This is a genomic window from Paraburkholderia franconis, assembly GCF_009362735.1.
GTDB classification, from domain to species: Bacteria; Pseudomonadota; Gammaproteobacteria; order Burkholderiales; family Burkholderiaceae; genus Paraburkholderia; species Paraburkholderia franconis.
This window is the reverse complement of the sequence record NZ_WHNP01000040.1, coordinates 47,193-67,807: the sequence shown is the minus strand read 5'-3', so window position 1 is coordinate 67,807 and position 20,615 is coordinate 47,193. Positions and strand designations below refer to the sequence as shown.

16 protein-coding genes are annotated in these 20,615 nt (G+C 62.8%); 6 read left to right on the top strand and 10 right to left on the bottom strand.

Features of this window, described 5'->3' with window-relative positions:
- The 4 genes from GCT13_RS31540 to shiA form a co-directional block, all read right to left on the bottom strand.
- The coding region (locus GCT13_RS31540; RefSeq protein ID WP_152764845.1) for a porin at nt 1–364 on the bottom strand (364 nt) is incomplete at its 3' end.
- 189 nt (nt 365–553) lie between these two features.
- Nucleotides 554–2,461 carry a bifunctional sugar phosphate isomerase/epimerase/4-hydroxyphenylpyruvate dioxygenase family protein gene (locus GCT13_RS31535; protein WP_152764843.1) on the bottom strand — a complete coding sequence of 636 codons (1,908 nt, stop codon included), beginning with the start codon at nt 2,459–2,461 and terminating at the stop codon, nt 554–556.
- Nucleotides 2,462–2,488: 27 nt separating this feature from the next.
- A complete protein-coding gene (locus tag GCT13_RS31530; protein ID WP_152764841.1) occupies nt 2,489–3,334 on the bottom strand; it encodes a BKACE family enzyme in 846 nt (281 codons plus the stop codon).
- Nucleotides 3,335–3,484: 150 nt separating this feature from the next.
- A complete protein-coding gene (shiA, locus tag GCT13_RS31525; RefSeq protein WP_152764839.1) occupies nt 3,485–4,792 on the bottom strand; it encodes a shikimate transporter in 1,308 nt (435 codons plus the stop codon).
- 354 nt (nt 4,793–5,146) lie between these two features.
- Here shiA and GCT13_RS31520 point away from each other — a divergent pair, with 354 nt between their 5' ends.
- Together GCT13_RS31520 and GCT13_RS31515 are read left to right on the top strand one after the other, a co-directional pair.
- Nucleotides 5,147–5,917, top strand: a complete 771-nt coding sequence (locus GCT13_RS31520) for an IclR family transcriptional regulator domain-containing protein (protein ID WP_152764837.1) — start codon at nt 5,147–5,149, stop codon at nt 5,915–5,917.
- 37 nt (nt 5,918–5,954) lie between these two features.
- Complete coding sequence (locus GCT13_RS31515; RefSeq protein WP_152764835.1) at nt 5,955–6,617, top strand: phosphoribosyltransferase; 663 nt, start codon at nt 5,955–5,957, stop codon at nt 6,615–6,617.
- A gap of 82 nt (nt 6,618–6,699) precedes the next feature.
- On the opposite strand, the gene galU is transcribed toward GCT13_RS31515, so the two are convergent.
- Both galU and GCT13_RS48610 read right to left on the bottom strand, forming a co-directional pair.
- Entirely contained in the window at nt 6,700–7,593 is an 894-nt protein-coding gene (gene galU, locus GCT13_RS31510; RefSeq protein WP_087735950.1) for a UTP--glucose-1-phosphate uridylyltransferase GalU, read from the bottom strand.
- A gap of 256 nt (nt 7,594–7,849) precedes the next feature.
- Nucleotides 7,850–7,993 (bottom strand): hypothetical protein, encoded by a 144-nt coding sequence (locus GCT13_RS48610; protein ID WP_193727799.1) that lies wholly within the window; start codon nt 7,991–7,993, stop codon nt 7,850–7,852.
- A 232-nt stretch (nt 7,994–8,225) separates the two neighbouring features.
- Between GCT13_RS48610 and GCT13_RS31505 the strand changes: the two genes are divergently transcribed.
- Nucleotides 8,226–9,416 carry an acyltransferase family protein gene (locus tag GCT13_RS31505; RefSeq protein WP_152764833.1) on the top strand — a complete coding sequence of 397 codons (1,191 nt, stop codon included), beginning with the start codon at nt 8,226–8,228 and terminating at the stop codon, nt 9,414–9,416.
- A 95-nt stretch (nt 9,417–9,511) separates the two neighbouring features.
- Here GCT13_RS31505 and GCT13_RS31500 read toward each other — a convergent pair whose 3' ends face one another.
- The 3 genes from GCT13_RS31500 to GCT13_RS31490 form a co-directional block, all read right to left on the bottom strand.
- Nucleotides 9,512–11,998, bottom strand: a complete 2,487-nt coding sequence (locus GCT13_RS31500) for a glycosyltransferase family 4 protein (protein WP_152764831.1) — start codon at nt 11,996–11,998, stop codon at nt 9,512–9,514.
- Nucleotides 11,995–13,473, bottom strand: a complete 1,479-nt coding sequence (locus GCT13_RS31495; protein ID WP_152764829.1) for a flippase — start codon at nt 13,471–13,473, stop codon at nt 11,995–11,997. Before GCT13_RS31495 ends, GCT13_RS31500 begins: the two co-directional genes overlap by 4 nt.
- 63 nt (nt 13,474–13,536) lie before the next feature.
- Complete coding sequence (locus GCT13_RS31490) at nt 13,537–15,699, bottom strand: NHL repeat-containing protein (RefSeq protein ID WP_227747100.1); 2,163 nt, start codon at nt 15,697–15,699, stop codon at nt 13,537–13,539.
- A 532-nt stretch (nt 15,700–16,231) separates the two neighbouring features.
- On the opposite strand from GCT13_RS31490, the gene GCT13_RS31485 reads away from it, so the two are divergent.
- Genes GCT13_RS31485 through gmd form a run of 3 tightly spaced genes read left to right on the top strand, consistent with a single transcriptional unit; the run spans nt 16,232 to nt 19,163 of the window.
- The gene (locus GCT13_RS31485) at nt 16,232–17,317 is read left to right on the top strand and encodes an acyltransferase family protein (protein WP_152764825.1); all 1,086 of its coding nucleotides are present in this window, start codon (nt 16,232–16,234) and stop codon (nt 17,315–17,317) included.
- Nucleotides 17,314–18,123, top strand: a complete 810-nt coding sequence (locus GCT13_RS31480) for an SGNH/GDSL hydrolase family protein (protein ID WP_152764823.1) — start codon at nt 17,314–17,316, stop codon at nt 18,121–18,123. Before GCT13_RS31485 ends, GCT13_RS31480 begins: the two co-directional genes overlap by 4 nt.
- Nucleotides 18,120–19,163, top strand: coding sequence for a GDP-mannose 4,6-dehydratase (gmd, locus tag GCT13_RS31475; RefSeq protein ID WP_152764821.1), 1,044 nt, complete (start codon nt 18,120–18,122; stop codon nt 19,161–19,163). Before GCT13_RS31480 ends, gmd begins: the two co-directional genes overlap by 4 nt.
- Before the next feature lie 262 nt (nt 19,164–19,425).
- On the opposite strand, the gene GCT13_RS31470 is transcribed toward gmd, so the two are convergent.
- Nucleotides 19,426–20,583: a glycosyltransferase family 4 protein gene (locus GCT13_RS31470; protein ID WP_152764853.1), complete on the bottom strand. Its 1,158-nt coding sequence runs from the start codon at nt 20,581–20,583 to the stop codon at nt 19,426–19,428.
- Nucleotides 20,584–20,615: the final 32 nt, after the last annotated feature.

The following is a 20,615-nucleotide window of genomic DNA, read 5'->3' as shown; positions in this document are numbered from 1 at the left end:
GCGTGCCGTACGTGCCGTTCGTCACGCCGACGAACGCCTGGCGGCTGAACATCAGGTTGGTCGTCGACATCGCGCCGCTGTTCGCGCTAAAGCCCTCTTCCAGCGTGAAGATCGCTTTCGTGCCGCCGCCCAGATCTTCCGCGCCCTTCAGGCCGAAGCGGCTGCCTGCCCACACGCCCGTGATCATCTTGAACGCCGAGTGGCCGCCCGACGTCGAGCCGAGCGTCGTCGAGCTCGACTGATAACCGATGCCGTTATCGACGATGCCGTACAGCGTCACGCTGCTTTGCGCGAACGCGGGTATCGAGGCCAGCATCGCTGCGCCGGCCAATGCCGCTTTGACTTCGGGGTAACGTCTTTTCATCTCCAAGTCCTCTTTATGTTTGACTGTTATGACGGTGCTTTGCATTGCCTGTCGGCGGTGAACAAGCGGGCGGACAAACGAAGACCGTCGCCGCCAGTGCTGCGTGGTATTGCAGGGAAAGCTGAACTAATGCGGGAAAACAGGGGTATTGCGAGGACCGCTAAGGGTTACTGCCAATGCGCACCGCTTTCATGTCGTCGAGCCGTTCTTGCGTTGAGCTTGTGCAGCGAGCCGCACGGGTGCATTGACGGCGCCGTAGCCGTCGTATCCGCCCGTGCGCTGGACGACCTCAAGAAAGAAGCGGCCGTCCATCTGCTCCGTGTAGACATGGAAGAACTCGCCGCCTTGCACATCCCTGTCGTAGAGGACGTGGGCATCGCGCATCTTCGTCGCCATGCCATCGGGGAAATCGTAACGCGCTTCAAGGTCATCGTAATAGTTTGGCGGGATCCTCAATAGCCGAACGTCGCGTGCGCGCAACTGTTCGACAGCGGCGAAGATGTCGTCGGTGACGAAGGCCACGTGACTCAGGCCCGAGCCGCGATACGTATGCAGCGACTCTGCAACGGACGTGTGCCCGTCTTGCGATGCATTCAGCACGATGCGCACGGAGCCGTCGGCGCTGCGCACCGCGCGGCTGCGCACGAGTCCATACGGATCGGGAAGCAGCCACGCGGGTTCGGCCTCGAAGCCGAATACGGCCTTGAAGTACAGGACCCACGTGTCGAGCGCATCGGCGGGCAGGTTCAGGCACACGTGATCGATGCGCTGTAGCGCGCCCTGCTCTGCCTGCGAATGCGCGGCATCGGGCGCGGGCGGGTTCAGAACGAAGTCGGCTTCGTAGAGCGTCGGCTCGTCGGGCCGCGCATCGACGAAGTAATGCAGACTGCCATCGGGTGCACGCACGCTGGGCACGACGCGCTCGTTCGGGCCGACGCGGCCCGAAAACGGTGCATAGCCGAACGACGTCGCGCGCTCGAACACACGCACTGCATCGTCGACCTGAAACGCCGACGCGCACAGCGACAGGCCATGTGTATGAAAGAACTCGCTGGCGAACGAATCGGTCTCGGCGTTGAGCACGATCGACGCATCGCCTTGCTGATAGAGCGTCACGTCTTTCGAGCGATGCTGGCCTGCCGGATGAAAACCCGCTTCGGCAAAGCGCTGCGCAAGACGCGGCGCGCTCGTCGAATCGACGGCGAACTCGATGAACTGAAAGCCCGAAATCGACGGCGGCGCTGGCGGCGTGAACAAAGGCTGCTGTGCCACAGACGCGACGCGTCGCTGCGCGGCCTGCTCTTCGAGATACAGCAGCGAGCGATAGCCGTCGGCGGCCGTCGCGGCTGTCGGCGCGGCACGAAAGCCGTCGTTGAAAATCTCCAGCGAAAACGGACCCCGATAACCCGTTGCGAGCACGCGATCCGCGAAGCCCGCCACATCGAAGTCGCCCTGTCCGGGAAAGCATCGATAGTGTCGGCTCCATTCGAGCACGTCCATCTTCTGCAACGGCGCGTCCGCGATCTGCACGAACGCGATGCGGTCGCCCGGAATGTCGGCGATGGGATCAATTGGGTCGCCGATCGACAGCGTATGGAAGCTGTCGAGTATCACGCCGAGGCTCGGGTGATCGACGGCATTGACGAGCCGCCATGCGTGACGATACGAATTCACATGCTTGCCCCACGCGAGCGCCTCGAAGCCGACACGCACGCCTTCGCGTTCGGCGAGCAATGCAAGCTGGCCGAGCTGATCGACGACCAGCGCGTCGTCCGCGATCACGTTTGCGTTGACGTTGCTGCACACGAGCACGAGATCGGTGCCGAGCTCGTGCATCAGCTCGAACTTGCGCTGCGCGCGGTTCAGGTTCTGCGCGAGCCGTTCCTTCGATACGCCCTCGAAATCGCGAAACGGCTGGAACAGCATGATCTGCAGGCCGAGATCGGCGCAACGCTTGCGGATGTCGGCGGGCGAGCCGTCGAAATACAACAGGTCGTTCTCGAATATCTCGACGCCGTCGAAGCCCGCTGCGCGAATCGCGGCGAGCTTCTCGACGAGCGTGCCGCTGACCGACACGGTGGCAATGGAGCGAAGCATGGGTATGACGTCAGTGAAGATTCGTTTCTATGCAGCGGGCTTGAGCGACAGCAACTCGCGCGCCTGTTTCGCGGTCGCGACGGGACGGCCGAATTCGCCGCACAGCTTCGCGACGCGCTCGACCAGTTGCGCATTGCTCTTTGCCAGCGTGTCCTTGTCCCAGCGCACGTTGTCTTCGAGACCCGTGCGGCAATGACCGCCCATTTCGAGCGTCCAGTAGTTCACTTCGAGCTGGTGACGGCCGATGCCTGCTGCCGTCCACGTCGCCGTCGGCAACAGCTTTTGCAGTTGCGCGACTTCGAATTCGAGAATCTCGCGCCGCGCGGGCAACGCGTTCTTCACGCCCATCACGAACTGCACGTGCACGGGTTCTTTCAACAGCCCTTGCTGAACCAGATCGACGGTGCTGTACAGCATCGCCAGATCGAAGATTTCGATTTCGGGCTTCACGTTGTAGTCGAGCATCGTCTGCGCGAGCGCGCGAACGAAATCGGGCGGATTCTCGTAGACGGTCGTCGGAAAGTTCACCGAGCCCGTCGCCAGCGAGGCCATGTCGGGGTGCAGGTCGAGCATCGCGCCGCGCTGCTCGAAAGAACGGCCGCGGCCGCCCGTCGAGAACTGGATGATGATGTCCGGGCAGTGCTTGCGGATGCCTTCCTGAAGCGCCGCGAAACGGTTGCGATCGGAACTCGATCGCTCGTCTTCGTCGCGCACGTGAAGATGCACGAGTGTCGCGCCCGCTTCATACGCTTCGTGCGTGCTCTCGATCTGCTCGGGCACCGAGATCGGCACGGCCGGGTTGTCCTTCTTGCGCGGCACGGAGCCCGTGATCGCGACGGAGATGATGCAAGGCTGATTCGGATCGTGATTCATGGCAAAACCTTCTTCGATGTAACGCGGGATGCTGCGCGCCGCGTTCTACGTATCGTTCGCAAGCCGCGGCGCTATGCATGCGAGCGATATCTGCGTGTGATATCTGCGTGTGATATCTGCGATATCTGCGTGCGTTGCGAAGTCCGCGCCTTAGCGCGTCTTCATCTTCCACGCAACGAGCACCGACAGCAGACAGCCGATCGCCAGATACGCTGCAACGGGGTGCCACGAGCCGCCCGCCACGCTGACCAGCGCGACCGCGATGAACGGCGTGAAGCCGCCGCCGACCACGCTCGCCACCTGATAGCCGACGCCCGCGCCGCTATAGCGGAACTCGGTGCCGAAGAGCTCGGTGAACATTGGTTGCTGGACGCTCACCACCATGTCGTGCGCGACGTTTGCGAGCATCACGGCGAAGACCACGATCCACAGCGTCGAGCGCGCATCGAGCGCGAGAAAGAACGGCACGGCTGACAGCATGCCGATCACGGCGCCCGTGATATAGACGCGGCGGCGGCCGAAGCGGTCGGCGGCGAGCGCGAAAAGCGGGATCGTCACGATGCTGACGGCACCGACCAGCAAGCCGACGTTCAGGAAGAATTGACGCGGCATGCCGAGGTTGCTCGTCGAATAGCTGAGCGCGAAGGCCGTCACGATGTACATCGTGAAGAGTTCGGCGAGACGCAGCGCGATGATCAGCAGGAACGCCTTCGGGTTTTCACGCAACGCGTCGAAGATGGGCAGGCGCGCGCGGTGATGCGTCTTCTCGACCTTCTCGACGAACTCCTTCGACTCTTCCATGCTCGAACGCACCCACAGGCCGATCAGCACGAGTACGACGCTGAACACGAACGGAATGCGCCAGCCCCACGCCTTGAACGCATCGTTGTCGAGCGTCGACGTGAGGATCGACACGATGCCCGTCGCGAGAATCAGCCCGACGCCATAGCCGACCTGCACGCCGCTGCTATAGAACGCCTTCTTCTTTTCGGGCGCGCTCTCGACGGCCATCAGCGCCGCCCCGCCCCACTCTCCGCCGACCGCGAAGCCCTGGATCGCGCGCAGCAGCACGAGCAGCACGGGCGCCCACCAGCCAATCGAAGCGAAGGTCGGCAACAGGCCGATCAATGCGGTGGAGAGGCCCATCATCATCACGGTCAGCACGAGCATGCGCTTGCGGCCCAAGCGGTCGCCATAGTGGCCGAACACGAAGCCACCGAGCGGACGGAACAGAAAGCCGACGCCGAACGTGCCGAAGGCCGCGAGCGTGCCCATCGCGGGACTGATGTTGGGGAAGAACTCGGTGTTGAAGATCAGGGCGGCGACGATGCCGTACAGCAGAAAGTCGTACCAGTCGACGACGGCGCCGACGAAGCTGCCGAGGGCGGCCTTACGCGCGCGGCTCTTTTCGGCGCTCACGTACGTCGGGGATTCGGTGGAACGAAGGGCGAAAGTCATGACGGATGTCTCGGATGTCGTGTTTTTGCAGCGCGGGTTTCAGAGCCGGGCGCTGAAAGTGGCTCAAGAATAGGCAGGCGTCAGTGGGCGGGCAATGCTCCTGATGACGAAAGCGTTCGATAATCGCACGCGCGTGTGCGCTCAGCGCGCGCTTCTCGGGTTAGCACCAGGCGGGGCATCGAGGCGGTCATCGCGTGTCTCCAAGGTTTTTCGGGTGTTCGAGATGTTGGCCGTATCTCGGCGCGTGATTGGATGCTATGAGGGAAACGCACGCCGACCCAAGAACAAAACGCACCGTTCGCGCGATAATCGCGCGTACACATGCGTTAAACGCGCAGAATCAGGGTAATTGCTATGAACCGACCGCCACTGGACAAACGGGACTGGATCGCCGGGCTCGAAAAAGGGCTTGCCATTCTCGAGTCGTTCGACAGCGAGCACGCGCGCCTCACGCCAAGCCAGGCCGCGCAGTTGACGGGCATGACGCGCACGGCCGCGCGCCGCTATCTGCTGACGCTCGAACATCTCGGCTACGTGCAGGGCGACGGCAAGCTGTACGGATTGACGCCGCGCGTGCTGCGCGTCGGCTGGTCGTATTTCGATTCGGCGCGTCTGCCGAGGACCGTGCAGCCCTATTTGCAGCAATTGAGCGCGACGATCAACGAGTCGGTCTATGTGAGCGTGCTCGACGGCTGGGAGCTGGTGTTCATCGCGCGCAACGGCACGTCGCGCGTGATGACGACGGGCTTCGTGCTCGGCGCGCGCGTGCCTGCCCCGCTCACGTCGCCGGGCGTCGTGCTGCTCGCGTATCACCGCGATCAGGAGGCGATGCAGACGTGGCTCAACGAGACCGAGCTCGCGCCGTTCACGCCGCACACCGTGACGAACAGGACGGGGCTGCTCGAAAAGATTCGCCGCGCGCAGGCCGATGGTTTCGCCGTGATCGAGCAGCAACTCGATATCGGCGTGCGCGGCGTGGCCGTGCCGATGAAGAACCGCCACGGCGAAGTGGTCGCCGCGCTCAGCACGAACATGCCGATGGGCAAGGAAACGACGGAAGCCGCGTTGAATCGCGTGTTGCGTCCGTTGCAGGAGTCGGCACTCTCGATGCTCAACGTCCTATAGTGAATGAACGGATTTGTAGCGGACGTGGGAGCGAATCATGTTCTGTCGATTTGCCGATCGTGCCGACGCGGGCCGCGCACTCGCCGATCAGCTGAAGCAATACGCGCAGCGCGACGACGTGGTCGTGCTCGGGCTGCCGCGCGGCGGCGTGCCCGTTGCGTATGAAGTGGCGCATGCGCTCGGCGCGCCGCTCGACGTGCTCGTCGTCAGGAAGCTGGGGATGCCGTGGCAGCCGGAACTGGCCATGGGGGCGATCGCGTCGGGCGACGCGCTCTACCTCGATGAAGAACTGATGCGTGAGTCGGGTGTTTCGCAGGCGGAGTTCGACCGCGTGCTGACGGACGAGAAAGCGCAGCTCGCGCGACGCGAGGCGCTGTTTCGCGATCCGCAGCGCGCGAGCGTCGAGGTCGCGGGCCGTGTCGCCATCATCGTCGACGACGGACTCGCCACGGGCGCGTCGATGAAGGCGGCCGCGCGCGCGTTGCGTGCGCGCGGCCCGGCGAAAATCGTCGCCGCGTTACCCGTCGCGCCGTATGACGCGGCCGAACGCATTGTCAGCGACGTCGACGAATTCATCTGCGTAGCGGCGCCCGAACTCTTCTTCAGCGTGAGCCAGTTCTATGCGGATTTCGGCGAAACCACCGACGACGACGTGCGCGCAATACTCGCACGCACATCGCCGGCGAGCGGGCTCGCGTGAGCCGGGTCACGCGTGCGCTCGCGCGCACCGATGCACAAGGCAACGGCTGGTAGAGGCGATGCCGCTGCCCTAGACGCTGCTTTCAGGCGGCGGCTGCCGTCAGATGCATCGGCAGATAGCTTTGCAGATAGTCCTCGAACTCCGCGCGCACTTCCGGGTGACGCAGCGCGAATTCGACGGTGGCCTTCAGATAGCCGAGCTTGCTGCCGCAATCGAAACGCGTGCCGAAGTAACGGTAGGCCAGCACCTGCTCTTCCGTCAGCAGCGATTCCAATGCGTCCGTCAGTTGCAGCTCGCCGCCTGCGCCCGGCTTCAGCGCGCGAATGTGCCGGAAGATCGTCGGCATCAGCACATAGCGACCGACCACGCCGAGATTCGACGGCGCCTTCTCGGGCGCGGGCTTCTCGACGATGCCCGACAGCTTGATCACATCTTCTTCCCATTCCTTGCCGTCGACGACGCCATACGAACGGCTCGCCTCGCGCGCAATAGTTTCGACGCCGACCACCGAGCTGTGATAGTGGTTGAACACGTCGACGAGCTGCTTCATCACAGGCTGTTCGCTGTGCAGCAGGTCGTCCGCGAGAATGACGGCGAACGGGCTTTCGCCGACCAGTTTTTCCGCGCACAGCACGGCATGGCCCAGGCCGAGCGCTTCCGCCTGACGCACGTAGAAGCAGTCGACGTTCGAAGGCTTGATGCTGCGCACGAGTTCGAGCAGTTGCTCCTTGCCGCGCGCTTCGAGTTCCGCTTCGATCTCATAGGACTTGTCGAAGTGATCTTCGATTGCGCGCTTGCTGCGGCCCGTGACGAAGATCATCTCGGTGATGCCCGCGGCAATCGCTTCTTCGACCGCATACTGGATCAGCGGCTTGTCGACGATGGGCAGCATCTCCTTCGGGCTCGCCTTCGTGGCGGGCAAAAAACGTGTTCCAAGGCCCGCGACAGGGAAGACGGCTTTGGTGACTTTCAGCATGGTGTGCATTTCCACTCGGTTGATTGAATGTATGCAATCGCCAGGACAGGCGGCGCGATATCGGCCCAGAAAAGACCAGCGCAAAATTAGTCGAAACGAGCCATAAATACGACTCCACAATTATTTATTGATTCATTTCGCGGGCCAAACCATTATGTGAAACGCATTCGGAAATAATGACGCGACCTGATTCAATCAATCCACATGTGCGACGTAAATCTTGCTTATGGCCTGCGCAAGCCTGGGCACGCGACGCTCACTCGCTGTCCTCGAATTGCGGCATATTTTCCGGAGTCATCCGGATACGGCTGATCGGCTCGTTGCGCAGCGCCTCGCGATATGCGGAAACGCCTATTAGCAGCAACAGCACGGCAACACCGGCGAGCAAATGCAGGTTCATGACCCTACCCCTGTCAAAAGTTTGCCGGCATTAACCTAACATGAAAAAAGCGTCAAATAATTTCATCGGCTAACCGAATTGCGCCATTCTCTCCACATCGAAAAACAATCGCTAAATTATTGAATCATTTCTTGTCGATTTTTTGCACGCCCGTTCCCCTACGATAGGCAATCGGCGTGCTGCGTCGTGAAAGGCCGCGCGTCATCTGTTGATCAACGACCGAGGACCGCGCATGAGCGATACAGCACTGGATGCCACCCACTCGTCCCTTTCATTGGCGACGGCGACGCGCAGCGAGACGAAAGCCGTCGACAAGGAACACGTCGTCGATGCGATGCGAGGATTCGCCGCGCTGCTGGTCGCCTACTTTCATTGCCGCCAGGTCGAGTGGGTCGGCATGCAGAGCTTTCATCATTTCGCAGGCAAGTCGCTCGACCTGAATACGATCGCCGCCTACCTGACGCTGCCGATTGCGTGGGGCTCGGCGGGCGTGCCGATTTTTTTCGTCATCAGCGGCTATTGCATTCATCGCGGCGCGGCGCAGCGGCTCGCGAGCAATCCCGCTTACCGGCTCGATGCGGCGAATTTCTGGGCGCGCCGCTTTGCGCGCATTTATCCCGTGCTGTTCGCCGCGCTGCTGCTCACGTTGGCACTCGACTGGACGAGTCTGCACCTTCCGCCCGTCAATCACAAGATTCTCGATATCGGACCGAAGGCTTTTCTCGTCAACCTGTTTTCGCTGCAAGGCGTAGCGGGCAAGACGTATGGCTCGAACGGCGCGCTCTGGACACTTTCGCTCGAAGTGCAGTTCTATGCCGTCTATCCGGTGTTCTTCGCGCTGCGTCGCAGGCTCGGCATGATGCCCGTGCTGGGCCTTGTCGCGCTCGTCAATGTCGCTTCCGTGTTCGTGTTCGAACGCAATGACCTGCAGTTTTTCACGTCGTTCTGGTTCGCGTGGACACTCGGCGCATGGATCGCAGAATCGCAGGTGAAGCGCGACGCGTCGCACAGGCGCATGCCGTGGCGGATGTATGGCGCGGCGCTGATGTTTACGGCACTTGGCTGTGTCGCTTTCCACTTCGGTCAGTACATCGCATTTCAATTGTGGGCGCTCGGCTTTGCGTGCTATCTGGCCGAAGCGCTGAAGAGCCGTCGTCAAAACCGCAGCCAGAAAGATGCGGCTGCCGTTCGCTTGCTGTCACGCTTCGGTGACTTCAGCTTTTCGTTGTATTCGATTCATTTGCCCGTATTCGTGCTGCTCTCATCGCTGCTATATCGCTCGACGCTGCAAACGTCGATCTTTCCTACCTTCGGCTTCATGCTCGTCGCGATTGCCGTGGCCTGGGTCTTCTATCGCTGCGTCGAACTGCCCGCGATGAAATGGTCCGCGAGCTTGAGGTCCGCTGCTGCGCGGGCGCGTTGATCGATACGTTCAATAACCAACAATATTCAATACACTGCGATTCGTTCGAGCTCGAGCGAAATGGCCGGCGTGAACTTCATTGCGCCGGCCATTTTTTAGCTCGCCAGTCGGGCCTTCGCGCTCGCGACGCTCATCAGAATCCGCTCGACGCCTTCCACATAAGCCTGCGTGCCGAACTTGCACACGGCCGTCTGATAACCCTGCGCGACGAGCCGCTCGCGCAGCGCCGGATTGGCGCGCAGTTCTGCGAGCGTATCGGCGAGTGCGTGCGCATCGCCCGGCGTGCACATCAGGCCGTTCACGTTGTCGTCGATGATCTCCATCACGCCACCCGCGCGCGCGGCCACCACGGGCCGGCGCGCGAGCATCCCTTCGACGATCACGCGGCCAAACGGCTCCGGCGTGATCGACGTGTGCGCGACGGCATCGACGGCGCACATGCACGCGGCGACGTCGTCCTGGAAGCCGAGGAAATGCACGCGATCATTCAGTCCATGCGACGCGACGAACGCGTGCAACTGCGCTTCGTAAGCGTTCTCGCCGAAGAGCGGCGCGCCGACCAGCACCGCGTGCATGCCCGGATTGAGCACCATCGCTTCGAGCAGCACATGCTGGCCCTTCCATTGCGCGAGCCGGCTGAACGAACCGACGAGAAACGCATCTTTCGGCAGATTCAGCCGCGCGCGCAGCACGCTTTGCGGTACGTCGCGCAATGCGTTGAACGGCGCCGCCGGGATGCCGTTGAACACGACATCGATACGCGTGTCGCCGAAATTCGTCAGTTCCGCAAATGCGCGCGCCGAGGCCGCCGAGTTCGCGATCACATGCGCGAGGCCCAGCTTCGCGCACCATTTGATGATCGCAAGCTGCCTGCCGCCGAAGTGCTCGCGGCTCACGATGTCGCGCAGATGCCAGACCACGGGTCGTCGCGCGAAGCGGCCCGCGAGCGCGCCGATCACCATCGCGCGCTGCGTGTTCGCGTAGATCACATCGCTATGACGCGCGCGCCCGACCGTTTCGCGCACCAGCGACGCGACGCCCTTCACCGCTTTCATCAGCGGCGGTGTGCCGCCCTGCTTGCGGATATCGCGCGTCGCGCCGGGATCGAGCACATCGACGTCGATGCCTTCGCGACGTAGCGCGACGCGAAACGGTCCGTCGTCGAACAGCACGACCTGAACGCGTGCCTTGAGCGCCTTCACGATTTCGAGCAGCGACAGCTCGGCGCCGCCCATCACGCCGCTCTGGTCGATCGCGAGCACGCGCAATGCGCTCGATGCGTGACCGTGCACGGCGTTGCCAGCGGGGACATCATTCGAGGGCAGCGTCGTGCCCTGCAACGCGGGCACCGTTTCGCGCACGAAGCCGAAGAAGCGCTCGCGGAAATGCCCGATCGAAAAGCGCTCGGCGTTCGCGCGGCAATCAGATGGCTTGAAGCGCGTGGGATCGTCGGCGAAATTCTCGACGGCTGCGACGATCGAATCGACCGACTGCTCGCTGAAAAAGAGGCCCGTCGGATGCGGATCATATTCGTCCCGCACGGTTTCGAGCGCCCCGCCCTTGCCGTATGCGATCACGGGCGTGCCGCACGCCTGCGCCTCGACGACGGAAATGCCGAAGTCCTCTTCCGCCGCGAACACGAACGCCTTCGCGCGGCGCATGTGATCGCGCAACACCTCGAACGGCTGATAGCCGATGATCTGCACATTCGGCGCCGCGTTCCCGCGCACCTTCTGCATGTCGGGACCGTCGCCGATCACGACCAGCTTGCGCTGCGGCATCTTCGCGAACGCTTCGACGATCAGGTCGATCTTCTTGTACGGCACCATTCGCGATGCCGTCAGATAGAAATCCTCCTTCTCTTCGCAAAGAGAAAACGAATCGACATCGACGGGCGGAAAGATCACTTCCGATTCGCGCTGATAGACCTTCCTGATGCGGCGTGAAATGAACCCGGAGTTCGCGATGAAAGCATCGACGGAATTGGACGTGCGGATATCCCAGTTGCGCATGTAATGGAGGATGAGCCGCGCAAACGCGGACTTCGGGCCGCGCGTGAGCTTCGACTGCTGCAGGTACTGATGCTGCAGGTCCCACGCATAGCGGATCGGCGAATGCACGTAGCTGATATGCACCTGGTCCGGGCCCGTGAGCACGCCCTTCGCGACGGCATGGCTGCTCGAGATCACGACGTCATACGCGGACACGTCCAGCTGCTCGATCGCGAGCGGCATCAGTGGCAGATACGTGCGGTACTTCGTGCGCGCAAGCGGCAGTTTCTGGATGAACGAGGTCGTCACGGGCCTGCCGCGCAGGAACGCGCGATCGTCGACGTCGAGAAAATCGACGAGGCTGAAGAGATCCGCATCCGGAAAGCACGCGACGATCTGTTCGAGCACGCGCTCGGCGCCCGCATACGTGACGAGCCAGTCGTGAATGATCGCGACGCGCACAGGCCTGTCGCTGTGCAAATGCCGTCGTTTGACGGGTGGCTTCGTAACCGGCGTCGCGATGAGATCAGCGGCTGCATCGCGTGTCATCGGGCGACGCAACAGGTCTTCTTCTACGATTTCGTGGTTCATGCGCTATTCCTCGGATTGAGTCGCAACTTCAGACGCGCAAGCAGCGAACGCGCAAGATCGCGCAATGCAGGGGTCATCGTGAGCGACCATGCGACGTTCGCGCCCACGACGAGCGCGCCCGTGGCGATGGTCATCGGCAGGCTTGAGAGCAAGGTGGCGAGCCATAGCGTGCCCACCAGGAAGGCGAGATGCGCAAGCATGTCGAGCACGATCGGACGCGCGTGAATGGCGGACAGACGCAGCAGCGCGACGTAGTCGAACAGGCCGCGCGCGGCGACGACGACGGCGGCGCCCGTCAGTCCGAAATGCGCGATGCCATACCACAGTGCGCCCGCATAGAACGGCAACTCGAAGAGGCCGAGGCGCGCGGCCGTCGCCGGATGCACCTGCGACTGGATCAGGATGCGCGCGAGATTCGCCTGGCCGACGAGCCATACGGAGACGATCAGGATGCGTCCGACGGGGCCCGCCGCATCGGCGACTTCGCTGCCTACCCATACGTGCAGGAACGGTTCGAGCACGATGATCGCGACGAGTGCAACGGGCGTGAACACGCCGTTCAGGAATTCGAGCGACTGCCGCATGATGACGTCGGCATCGTCGCGGCCCACTGCGGAAAGGCGCGGAAACAGCGTGCGCAGCATCGCCGTCGGCACGATGTTCAGACGCGTGACGAGGTTCTGCGGCACCGTGTAATACGTGACGAAACGCGCGCCGAGATGGCTGCCGAGCATCACGCGGTCGAGCGATTCGGCGACCGTGTTCGTGAGGCTCGCCACCAGCATCCAGCCGCCGAAATTGAACAGTCCCTTCGCGACATCGAATTGCGGCGCACGGATGTGCCGGATGCCGAGCACGCTGAACGCGGAGCGTCCAAGCAGAATCGCCGCGGCAAGACGCGCGACGACGGCGGCCGCGAGCACGTTCTGCAATGTCGGCCCCATGACCCACGCGGCGGCAAGCGGCAGCAACTGAAACAGGAACGTGCCGAGCGTCTGGTTCGCGTTGTAGATGCCGAAGCGTTCCGCACCGTTGATCGCACCGGCAAAGACCCACGACACGTTCGCGAGCGGAATCGCCACCGCGAGCCACGGCAGCGCGTTGTACACTTCGTGCTGCAACGCGGGCGAGACCGTCGAAAAATACGCGGTATAGAGCGCCGCGCCGAAATAGATCACGAGCCCGCCGATGATCCCCGTCGAGAGGTTGAGCCACGTGGCGCTCCAGAACACCTGTTCGCACGCGTCTTCATCGTTCGATGCGCGCGCCTTCGAAATGTGGTTCTGCGCGGCCATGCTCATCCCCAGATCGAGAACACTGAAGTAGCCGATCAGCGTCCACACGAGGCTGATCACGCCGTAGCGTTCGACGCCCAGCAGCCTGATGTACGACGGCACCGTGACGAGCGATACGAACGTCGGCAAGACCAGTCCGAACAGGTTGATCACCACGTTTCTGAGGATGCCTTTATCCATCGGATACCTTTGGATCGGTACGTGAGTGTTGGGGTAGCGTGTGGGTGGAGAAGCGGCGTCTCTTCATGCGCGAGGCGTTGGTTTCCAGCGGTACATCATCACTTTCCCGCGCGCGTCTTCTTCGACGAACACGAGGTACTCGCCGTCGTTGCGGCGATACGCGCTGATGCCGTTCGGCACGTCGACCCAGCCCGATGCGTGGCCCACTTCCGGTCCGGGCTGCATCGTGCCGATGGGCGTGCCCGTATCCCTGTCGTACACGTGGACCGTGCCCACGGGTTCGACGGCAAACAGGTATTGGCCTTCGACCGTGAGGCCGATCAGCGTCGAGACGGGCTTGCTCTTCGTGTCCCACGGTAGCGGCAGCGTGTAGCGCAGCACCGGCTTGCCGCTCGACCAGTTGTCGTAGCGCACCAGCACGCGCCCCACCTCTTTCCAGAAGCCCCGGTCGAACGGCGCTTCAGGCGTGTAGCCCGTCACGTACATCGAATCCGTTTGCGGGTCGTAGAGCGCGCGCTTCACTTCGCTGAAAGGCGGCGGCACCGGATAGGCCGTCATGTCCGCGTACGAATAGATCGGGTTGCCCTTCGCATCGAGACCACCGAACCTGAAACAGTTGATGCCCTTCGAATCGCGTGCGCGCCAGATGTCGCCGCGCGTATCGACCCACCAGCCCCAGCCGCCCGCGAGGTGCGCGCCCGTCGTGTTCGGCGTGAATTCGTTGGCATCGAAGCGCCCGTTGCCGTTCGTGTCGCGCCAGATCCAGTCGCCGCCGGGCGGCGCGTTCGGCACCTTGAGCACGGCCCGTTCGCGGCCCGCGATGAAGCCCGAAGGCGTGGCCGTCTCGCCGTCGCGGCCGCCATCGAAGCGATAGATCTTCAGATGGTCCGCATACATGTCAGTGAGGAACAGGAACGTGCGGCCCTTCAGCTTGCGTGCGATGGGCAGGCCCGGCCATTGATCGATGTTGAGAACGGGATCGTCGGGATACTTGAAGCGGTTGGTCAGAAAGCCCGCGTACGTCCATTGCCGACCCGGCGGTTTCGACAGATCGAGTTCGAAGCGCTTGTTGCCCGTGTAGACGCTATCGGGCCGCGACGGGTCCATCCACGCGCCATCGACGAACAGCAGTCCCTCTACCTGCCACCGACGCCTGCCATCGGGCGCGTAGCTTTCGAGCGTCGCGCCGAGGCCGGCTCCCGTCGGCTCGAAACGCGGGCCGATGCCGTTGGTCGCCACATAGACGTTGCTGCGCGCATCGATGCCGATGCCCGTCAGTCCGTTGAAGCGCTGCGGACCGGGGCGTCCCGCGATGCCCGCGAAGATGCCGCCGCGTTCGCCCAGCGTCGAAGTGAGCGCGTATTGACCGTCGCGCTTGCCGAAGAACAGCACTTGCTGGCGCGGACCGTTATCGGCGATCAGCACGCGGCCGTGGCTGTCGACCGCGAGATCGACGGCAACGGTATCGGCGGGCAACGGCAATGCGTCGTTCAGGCGCTGACCGTTGGCGTCGAGATGCGCGACCTTCGGCCTGTCGCCGAGCGTATCCGTCAGCACCCACAGCGTGCCGTCACTCGCGCGCGCAATCCGGCCGGGCTCGTGCACGCTCCATTGCGCCTTGCGCTGCATCGATACGGCGTCGTACACCTCGACGCAATCGCGCGACGTATTCGACGCATAGAGCGTCGTGTCGCTCGCCGCGAGCCCGTTGATGTCGCCGCGCGTGCCCGTCGGCACGTCGTTCACCAGCATGAAGGCGGCGGCCGCCTTCGCATGCGGATCGATGCTGTTCGCGACGGGCTGGAATGCGGCGACGCGCTTCGTGTCGCCGTTCTCGCGCCGCGAGATGCCGTACCACTGACGCCCCTTGTCCGGCCACACGCCCGCGCCGACGAGGTGCCCCTTCTCGTTGCCGACGCCGACGGCCACATACGCGTAGCGCCCGTTGATCGCGATCGCGTTGCCGCCGCTGTTGCCCCAGCCGTGCGTGCCGCCTGCAAAGCCGAGCATCTTGCCGTTCTGATAGACGCTCGATTCCGCGCCGCTCTCGTCCCACGGCGCGTTCGTATAGACCTTGCCGTCGGGCGACACGGCGATCGCCGTGATGTTGATCTGCGTCCATGTGCCGTCGCCGAAACCAGACGTATTGCCGATCCATGAGGTCTGCACGTTCAGCGCGGGTTCGGCGAACGCATGCAGGGTCGCGAGAAAAGCGAACGCGCACATCGCGCGGGCAAGCGTGAGTCGGGACAACGCAGGTTCTCCGGTCGAGGCGAAGCGAAGGCGAGCATTTCCCATTCGGATTGCAAAGGAATCGGGAAACGGCAAGGCGCCGCATAGAGCAATGCGCAATGATCCAATCAGCGCTTTACGGTACGTGCAAACAATCGCGATGAAATGCGCAAATAATCCGAAATTATTCGTTCATTGAAATTTATCAAAAAGAATGCGGAAATAATTCGATGCGCATGAGTTGCGGGCGATCTTGTACACGAAAGAGCCTGCATTTGCCGGCAAAATCCGTGCTGCCGCATTTCCCACCATCCATCGTTGGGTGTCCGTGACCGATGCGCAACCGGTCGCAAACGAGAACAAAAATTCAATTCTTTTTATTCGAATCAATTCGTTTATTTGATTCGCGTTTTTTCGGCATTTTATTTACCTAGAATGGAACGCACTTTGCCGTCTTCATGGCGATCGCATTGCGGCGCCATGCATGGCCCTTCGAATGACGGATCAGGCGCATACACGGACGCTCATGACAGCCAGCACCCTGCTCGCATCGCCCTCTCACAACCGACGCATCGTCCAGCTCGACGGACTGCGCGCGGTTGCCGTGCTCGCGGTGTTCGCGCAGCACGCGCTGAAGGCGCCGCTGTGGATGGGCGTCGATCTGTTCTTCGTGCTGAGCGGCTTTCTGATCACGGGCATCCTGCTCGATCGCAAGGCGCGCAAGCAGTCGTATTTCGGCTACTTCTACGCGCGCCGCGCGCGGCGCATCCTGCCGCCCTTTCTGTTGCTGATGGCCGTGTCGTCGCTGCTGTTCGGTTTCGGCTGGGCGCGGCACTGGGAGTGGTATGCGTTCTTCGCGACGAATATCGGCGATGCGCTCGGACAGAGCGGGCATGACAGCCTCAACGTGCTGTGGTCGCTTGCCGTCGAAGAGCAGTTCTATATATTCTGGCCGTTCGTGATTCTGCTCGTGCCCGAACGCGCGCTCGGCTACGTGGCGCTTGCGCTGATCGTGCTCGTGCCCGTGCTGCGCGCCGTCGCGACGCCATGGTTCGACTCGTTCTGGCCGATCTACTACCTGACGCCGTTCCGCATGGACCTGCTTGCGGCGGGCGCGCTGCTCGCCGTCGCTGTGCGGCGCGACGCCGACGCACTGGCCCCCTGGAAGCCGCTCGCCGTGCTCGGCGTGTGCGCGGCGCTTGCGGTGCTCGCGTGGTTGCATCTGCACTTTCCACGTTTTCGCGCGGCCAATACGCCGCTGTCTAACGCGGCGCTGTATAGCGTATCGCTCGTGCTGTGCACGTCGATCGTCGTGATCGCGTTGCAGAGCAAGGGCATCGTGAAGCGCGTGTTGTGTAACCCGGTGCTCGTCTATATCGGCACGATCAGCTACACGATCTACCTGATTCACCTGAGCGTGCTCTATGCGCTGTGGCCGCTGCATGACAACCGCTATGTGACGGCCGCGCTCGCGCTCGCGATCACGCTCGTCTACGCGAGCATCACGTGGTTCGCGTTCGAGCGACGCCTGATTCACGGCAATGCATCAAGCAGCCGCCGACGCGAAGACACGTTGCACGCGGCGCGCGAAGCATCGAGGACGAGCGCATGAAGCGCGCGCTTTCGGTATGCGCCGCAGCGTGCGCGCTCGCCCTTTCCGCGCCTGCTCTTTCTCATGCGGACGACAACACGCAATCGCAAGTGCTGATCGAGGCCTACGGCGATTCGACGACGCTCGGCATCTCGTGCATCGACGGCCGTTGCGGTCCGCAGCCCGACAACGCGGTGACGTATCTGCAAGACGAACTGCGCGCGAAATACGGCGCGCGCGTGACGGTGGCGAATCTCGGCGTCGGCGGCACGATGGCTTCGCAACTGCGCGACGGCACGGGCCCCGGACGCAACGGACCATGGAAAGCGCGTCTTGCTGCATCGAATGCGCAGATCGTCACGATCAACTACGGCATCAACGAAGTGATGCACAACCAGACGCCCGAGCAGTTCTACGAAGCTGAGACCGATCTCGTGAAGACGGCCCAGGCGCTCGGCAAGCTTCCCGTGCTGCAGACGTCGAACCCGATGCCCGACGGCCGCCTGAACACGCGACTCGCCGCGATGGCGGCGATGACGCGACGCGTCGCGGCCGAACAGCACGTGCCGCTCGTCGATCAGTACGCGGCGATCTCCTCGATGGCCGACTGGAAGACGCAGATGTCCGACGGCGCGCATCCGAAGCCCGGGCTGTATCGCGTGAAGGCGCAGCAGGACTTTCGGGTGATCGATCCGCTCGTGCAGCGGATGTTCGACGTCGCCGCAGCATCTGTGCAGAAGCCACAACAGCGACAGCAGCCACAGCGTCAGCGCTCGGCCTCTTCCCTTCATTCAACCTCAGGCAACCCGACGAAAGGCAACTCATGACCCATCAGCGCAAGGCCATCATCACGGGCGTATCCGGCCAGGACGGCGCCTATCTGACGAAACTGCTGCTCGGCAAGGGCTATCAGGTCACGGGCACGTATCGCCGGACGAGTTCCGTCAACTTCTGGCGCATGGAAGAGCTCGGCGTCACGGACAACCCGAACCTGCAACTCGTCGAGCACGACCTCACGGACGCGGGCTCGACACTGCGCCTGCTCGATACCGTGCAGGCCGACGAGCTGTACAACCTCGCTGCGCAGAGCTTCGTCGGCGTATCGTTCGATCAGCCGTCGACGACGGCGCAGGTGACGGGCGTCGGCGTGCTGAATCTGCTCGAAGGTATCCGCACCGTGAATCCGAAGATGCGCTTCTATCAGGCATCGACGTCGGAGATGTTCGGCAAGGTGCAAGCCGTGCCGCAGCGCGAGGACACGCCGTTCTATCCGCGCAGCCCGTATGGCGTCGCGAAGCTGTTCGCGCATTGGTCGACGATCAACTACCGCGAATCGTATGGCCTCTTCGCGACGAGCGGCATTCTGTTCAATCACGAATCGCCGCTGCGCGGCCGCGAGTTCGTGACGCGCAAGATCACCGACACCGTCGCGAAGATCAAGCTCGGCAAGTTCGATGTGCTCGAGCTCGGTAATCTCGATGCGAAGCGCGACTGGGGCTTCGCACTCGAATACGTCGAAGGCATGTGGCGCATGCTGCAGGCCGACGAGCCCGACACTTACGTGCTCGCGACGAATCGCACGGAGACGGTGCGCGATTTCGTGAAGATGGCGTTTGCGGCGGCCGGCTATCAGCTCGAATGGTCGGGCCGCAACGAGCGCGAAACGGGCATCGATGTCCGGACGGGCAAGACGCTGGTTCGTGTGAATCCAAGGTACTATCGCCCCGCCGAAGTCGATCTGCTGATCGGCTGCGCGGACAAGGCGCGTGAGAAGCTAGGCTGGGCGCCTGGGACCTCGCTCGAACAGCTGTGCAAGATGATGGTCGATGCGGATATCGCGCGAAACCGGAATGGGGTGTCGTGCTGAAGGTGTGAGGGGCGCTGAGGCGCCCTTGGTTCTTTTAAAGCAGGTTGCGGTTGACGCGCGGGACCGCGAATTCCAATAGCTCCGATATTGTCGGAATAATCGATGGTGTCGCGTATTGCCGCCCCATAATTCCTGAAATATCGGAACTATGTATTCGTCGGCCGCCTCAATTCGGGATCACAGCCATCTGGAACGAAGAACGAAAAGGAACGGCATCCGTGCCGTTCCTTTTCGTTCGCTGCGTGCCGCCCGGAGGGCCTCCCTACGCCACCCGAATCGCCTCCGCATACACGGCAGCCACGCGCTTCGCGATCACCGGATTGTCGAAATTTGCGCGCGCATACGCACGGCAGGCATCGGCATCAGGCAGTTTCATCGACCCGTCGAGCGCCTTGCCGAGGCCATCGGCGATCGCATCCGCGCCCGTCGAAGGCAGCACGAGATCCTGCGAGAGCCCTGCCACTGCTTCCGGCAGACCGCCGACGGGCGTGACGAGAACAGGCGTCCCCGAGGCCAGCGATTCGACCGTGATCAGGCCAAAGCCTTCGAGCGCGACGGTCGGCACGACGCTGATATCGGCCGCGCGATACAGCGACGCGAGATGCTCGTCGGGCACGAAGCCGAGCAGCTTCACGTTGTTGCCGAGACCCGCATCGTCGATGCGCTGTTGCAGTTCCTCCTGCAAGCGGCCCTTGCCTGCGATCAGCAGCAGCACATCCGGATTGCGGCGCTTGACGATCTTCACGGCATCGATCAGATCTTCGAGCCCCATGCGCCGAACGAGACGCCGCACGGCCAGCACGACCGGACGGCCGAGCGGCAATTGAAGGCGCAGGCGCGCTTCGTTCCGCATCAAAGGCAGGTTGAACTGATCGACGTTCACGCAGCCCGGCACGACGCGAATGCGGTCCGCGGGAATGCCGTAGCGCGACGTGAGAATCTTGCCGAACGCATCCGACAGCACGATCACCCGCGACGAACGCGCATAGACGGTCTGCTCCAGATAGCGCTTCGCGCGCTGTCCGAGCGAGTCGGCGCCTTCGACATGGCTCTCGTCCGCCCACGGCCCCTGAAAATGCGAGACCTGCGGAATGCCGCGCGTCACATCGAGGCCCGGAAACGTGTACAGCGCGAAGTGCGAAGAGATCACGTCGGGACGCTGCGCGCGAATCTCTCGACGCAGCGCGCGGCGCGCGGCCATCAGGCGCATTGGCAGCGATCGCGCGGCGGAACCGAAGCCCTGGATCGCCCCGTTGGTATCCTGCGCGACGCGCTCCGAGCCCGCCACCACGCCTCGCACTTCGACGCCCGCGCCAGGCAACGCGCCGATCAGCGAGTAATACATGCGGTCGAGTCCGCCCGCGCGCTCGGGAAACCAGTGCATGCCGATTTGCAGCGATTTGATGGAACGAGCGTTCATCATGTGTGCCTTCCTTTTCGTAGTCGATGACA